We start from the raw sequence: 4269 nt of genomic DNA on the forward strand, positions 1-4269 counted from the left end.
TGTGGGTTATCAAAATCATGTAGTTTATCAAAATCATGTGGGTTATCAAAATCATGTGGGTTTATGTAAATCATGTGGGTTTATCAAAATCATGTAGTTTATCAAAATCATGTGGGTTTATGTAAATCATGTGGGTTATCAAAATCATGTGGGTTTATGTAAATCATGTGGGTTTATGTAAACTTGAGCCCAACTTATGAGCCGAAAAGTTGAGCTTTTTAACAAAAATTTTTGCAAAAAAAGTGGGCCTTAACCAAACTCTTTTACTAAAGAATCTCGCCAAGACCCCACTAGACTATTTATCTCATTATTTTTTTGCAAATTAACAAAATATAAGGTAGTAAAACAAACGAAGAAGTCTCACTACGCTATTTGTAGTGTAACTCAACTTAAAATTAAAATCAATTTATTTTCCCTAAATTATAAAAAGCACATTTAATTAATGAAATTAATAATTAGAACTAAATATTTTTTAAGAAAGTATTTACTTTTAAATCAAAATTATGCATTATAATATTAATTATTATTAAACAAAATATTAAGGAGTAACTTCAAAATGAAAGAAGTAATAACCCGTAAAAAAAGTCCAAATTGCCACAATAACCACCAACACAGATTAATTGTTCTTATTTCAACACTACAGTACATAAACAAAACCCATAAGAAATACACACAACAAAACATACTATATTACTATAATAAAAATCTAAAACGCAATGGTCAAACACCTGTTAAACTAAAGACACTGCAAAAATATCTTTACAAATTAGAAAAAGAAATAAAAGTCACAACTAATTACTATAAACATTTGGGAGTAAATTGTGGAACTGAAATTTACTATAAACTGAATTTTTCAAAAAAAGAGTGTTACCAAAAGCTAAACCAATTCTTCAAAGAAAAAAAAGAAACAAGATTCCAAAAAAGGGTTAATAACCACTTTAAAGACAAATTTCCTTTAGAGGGGAGTGTAAATTTGGAGGTATGTTTAAGTAATAAAAATAATAATATAAAAGAAGAAAAAAAAGAGAGAGATAATCCAATAAAAAAATTCCAAATAATAAAATACTTCAATAAATGTAACTTTTTATCTAAAAAATCTCTCTTTCTCTTATTGAATTTAAATATTGATAAAGATACTTTGATTAAAGTACTTAAAGCCATAAAAAGATATGAAATTGAACTAACAAAAAATAAGAAAATTTTTTCAAATAAATCTTGCCTTAAAGAAAAGCAAAACAAACTGAAAGAAATTCTAGAAAATACACAAAAAGAATTAGAAAAAAAAGGATACAATTCAGAACAATTGGAAATAAATTTTCAAAAGATACATAAAAAATACAAAAATAAACCGCATTTTATTATTGAATACCAAAAATACAATGATTTAAGCATTATAAGGCGTAAATTAGAAAAATCGATTGAATTGAAAAAAGAAAATCCACAAAAAAATTATGAACATATAAGAACAAACATTTTCAATATCCTTATTGATCGACTAAAAAATACTGAAGAAATTGAAGTGTTGAAACCAATTATAAAAAACTATTTGAATAGCAAAAAGAAATTAGAATATAATAAAGTATTCGGTTCATATTATTATGAATTATTAGAAATGCTAAAAAATGGAAACAATTATTTGATGCCTGGTATTTTAAATTCAAACATGTGTTTGAATAATAGGGGAAAAGCAATAAGCTAAAAAATATGAATGATACTAAATTAAGAAAAATTATGCCAAATATTCAATTTATTTTAGAAAATCTTCATTTAATTTTAACAGCGATTAGCATATGTCTGTTAAATTTCTTTATGACACATAACGGCTCGAATTTTCGTAGAAGTTTATATTTTTACGGGGAAAATTTGAAAGAAATTAGTGGTGTTAACTATGATTATAATGTATTTCTTACTATTTTTATGATTGTTGTGCCGGCTATTTTCTTTTCCATGATGATCAATAAGTCTTACGAGCATTCAAAAGCACAAGGTAAGATTGAAAGGTCTACATTAAAAATGCAAATGTTATTGTTACTATTGTGTGCATTTGCAACTCAAATTCCTAGTACATGGTACAGTTTTGAAGATATTTTCACAAAATCCTATGAAATAGAAATAACAGACTTAAAAAATCAGATTTTAGAAGAATTGCAAAATAAAAAAAATTTTATAAAAGCGAAAAAAGAAGATTTGCTAACTCAAAAAAAAAGAACTTCAGATTTAATTAATAAGAGATTGTCAAATATAGAAAATCTTGAAGATAAGCAACTTGATCTAGATCCTAGCAATTATAAGACCATGATAAATAATATACAAAAAAAAATTAATGAGATAAAAAAAGAAAATGAGAATTTGTCTGAAAAAATAGATAATATTGAAAGAGAATTTGGTAAATTAGATAATGAGCTCCTTAATTTTGTTAAGGAAAAAAAGGAAGAAGTAGTTCGTATGCAAGGTTTTTATGCATTATTTGGGAATTCTTCACTGATAAATAGAAAAAATTATGTAGAAAGGTTTAGAGCGTGGGCATTTTTGATATTGTCTGGTGCATTAGATTTTTTCATAGGGAAATTACTGACATCTATATATCGTGCTAGAAAAAAGTATGCCGAAGAAATAAAGCAGCAATCAAAATTAATTAATGAAAACACAAATAATATGAAATTAAATATAGATTTATTGGCTAGTTCTTCTGAAGGATTAGTTGATTTTAGTAAAAAATCAACCATACAAAATGATACTGATGCTTATACTTTTAATAAAGAATTGTTTAATGCTATTGATTTTATTTGCACTTATCTTGAGGATAATCAATCCACAATTTACTCTATTGTAAAAATATGTAATAAATCTGGAAAGACGGAATCTTTTGTAAGAAGAAATATCAATCTTTTAATCAAATTTAATCTAATATATCTAAAAAAGAGAAGATATATTTTAAATGTGCGCGAAGTTTTACAACTAAAAAGGATAATGGAAAAAAGCAATAACGAAAAATTAAAGACATTATTGAGTGAATACAAATTCCCTACTTTATTGACGGTTTAGTGGGTTGAAAATTATTAAATTTTTTTGTAGTATCTTTTAGATTAAATTAAAATCATTGTGAAATATATGGTTAAGTAACTTTAGAGTTACCCAAAAACTAAAGATATTTCTATACGGCTTTCATGGTTATTTTCTTTCATGATCTTTTATGCATAGTATTCCTTGATTTTATCATAACATGTTTGTATAGGATAATTGATTTTGTAATAGACAATAACATTGTTGTCTATATTTTTAGTGTAAAATCTGGCTATGACTTTGATTTTTTCTAGTTTGTTGATATGGGTTTCTAATGATTTTACTGTATCTTGAGCTATACCAAAATGTTGAATTAGTTCGTTATAGTCTTTTAGTATTGTTTCTGTAGTAAATTGACTAAATTGTTTTTTAATTTGTTCAATTGTAAACATAAGTGTTTCTAATTTGACTAGTAGCTTGGGTAGTTGACTTAGTTGATTTTCCATGGTTGCGCCCAAAATTTTTACTCAATCAAGAATATTTTAGAAAAAATTCGCTTTTGTAAATCACTAGTATTTTTGTAAATTCCTAATTTTCTTAAGTTAGCATTAATGTATAATTTTAGATTATGCAAATTTTTGCAAGGCTCATTTTCAGAAAAAAAATTAGAAATCAAATTTGCAATAGTATATGTATTTTCGTTCTTACTATTTTTGTAAGTACTTAGATTTATTTCATTAGGCTTGACGGGCTTAAATGCTTTAATGTAGTTTAGTTTTTTACCCAGATTCTGGATACACGGATTTTCAGTTAGTCGGATATTTCCTGGATTTTTGGTATATTTGTTATCTTCTTTCGTTTCTTTGGTCTTTACAATCAAAGAATAGGCAATTTTCAGCTGTTTGGTAGTTATATTGAAGTCAAATATATTTCTTGCCACACGATTAATTTTTTTTGCTCTAATAGATAACAATTCACTTTTGTTTAGATTTTCAATGCATCTAGAAATTTTGTTAGATTGAACTAAAGAATATGTTTTCAACATCAAGCCATTGTCCAGCACATAAGAAAGTATATTGGACTTGAAGTTGTAGGGGGTTTTGATATTCTGATTTTTCAAATCAGATAATGGAATTCCAGAAGCCATAATAATTCCAAGTAATTTGTGAGTTGTGCTAGAAGTCTTCATAAGATGTTCACTAATCATAATGAATTCTTTAGGATTAATTTCGCAAAGTGGCTCTTCCTTATTCTTAGAAGGCTTGA

4 protein-coding genes are annotated in these 4269 nt (G+C 25.7%); 2 read left to right on the forward strand and 2 right to left on the reverse strand.

Going from position 1 to position 4269, the window contains the following annotated elements; genetic code table 11:
* Positions 1-556 precede the first annotated feature (556 nt).
* Both HNP68_RS06105 and HNP68_RS06110 read left to right on the forward strand, forming a co-directional pair.
* Positions 557-1699: a plasmid maintenance protein gene (locus HNP68_RS06105; RefSeq protein ID WP_183221475.1), complete on the forward strand. Its 1143-nt coding sequence runs from the start codon at positions 557-559 to the stop codon at positions 1697-1699.
* A gap of 164 nt (positions 1700-1863) precedes the next feature.
* Positions 1864-3045, forward strand: coding sequence for a hypothetical protein (locus HNP68_RS06110; protein ID WP_183221476.1), 1182 nt, complete (start codon positions 1864-1866; stop codon positions 3043-3045).
* Between the two features lie 146 nt (positions 3046-3191).
* Here HNP68_RS06110 and HNP68_RS06115 read toward each other — a convergent pair whose 3' ends face one another.
* Both HNP68_RS06115 and HNP68_RS06120 read right to left on the reverse strand, forming a co-directional pair.
* Positions 3192-3509: a plasmid maintenance protein gene (locus HNP68_RS06115; protein ID WP_183221478.1), complete on the reverse strand. Its 318-nt coding sequence runs from the start codon at positions 3507-3509 to the stop codon at positions 3192-3194.
* Positions 3510-3526: 17 nt separating this feature from the next.
* The coding region (locus HNP68_RS06120) for a hypothetical protein (RefSeq protein ID WP_235684957.1) at positions 3527-4269 on the reverse strand (743 nt) is incomplete at its 5' end.

The sequence above is a fragment of the Borreliella yangtzensis genome, assembly GCF_014201775.1.
Classification (GTDB): Bacteria; Spirochaetota; Spirochaetia; order Borreliales; family Borreliaceae; genus Borreliella; species Borreliella yangtzensis.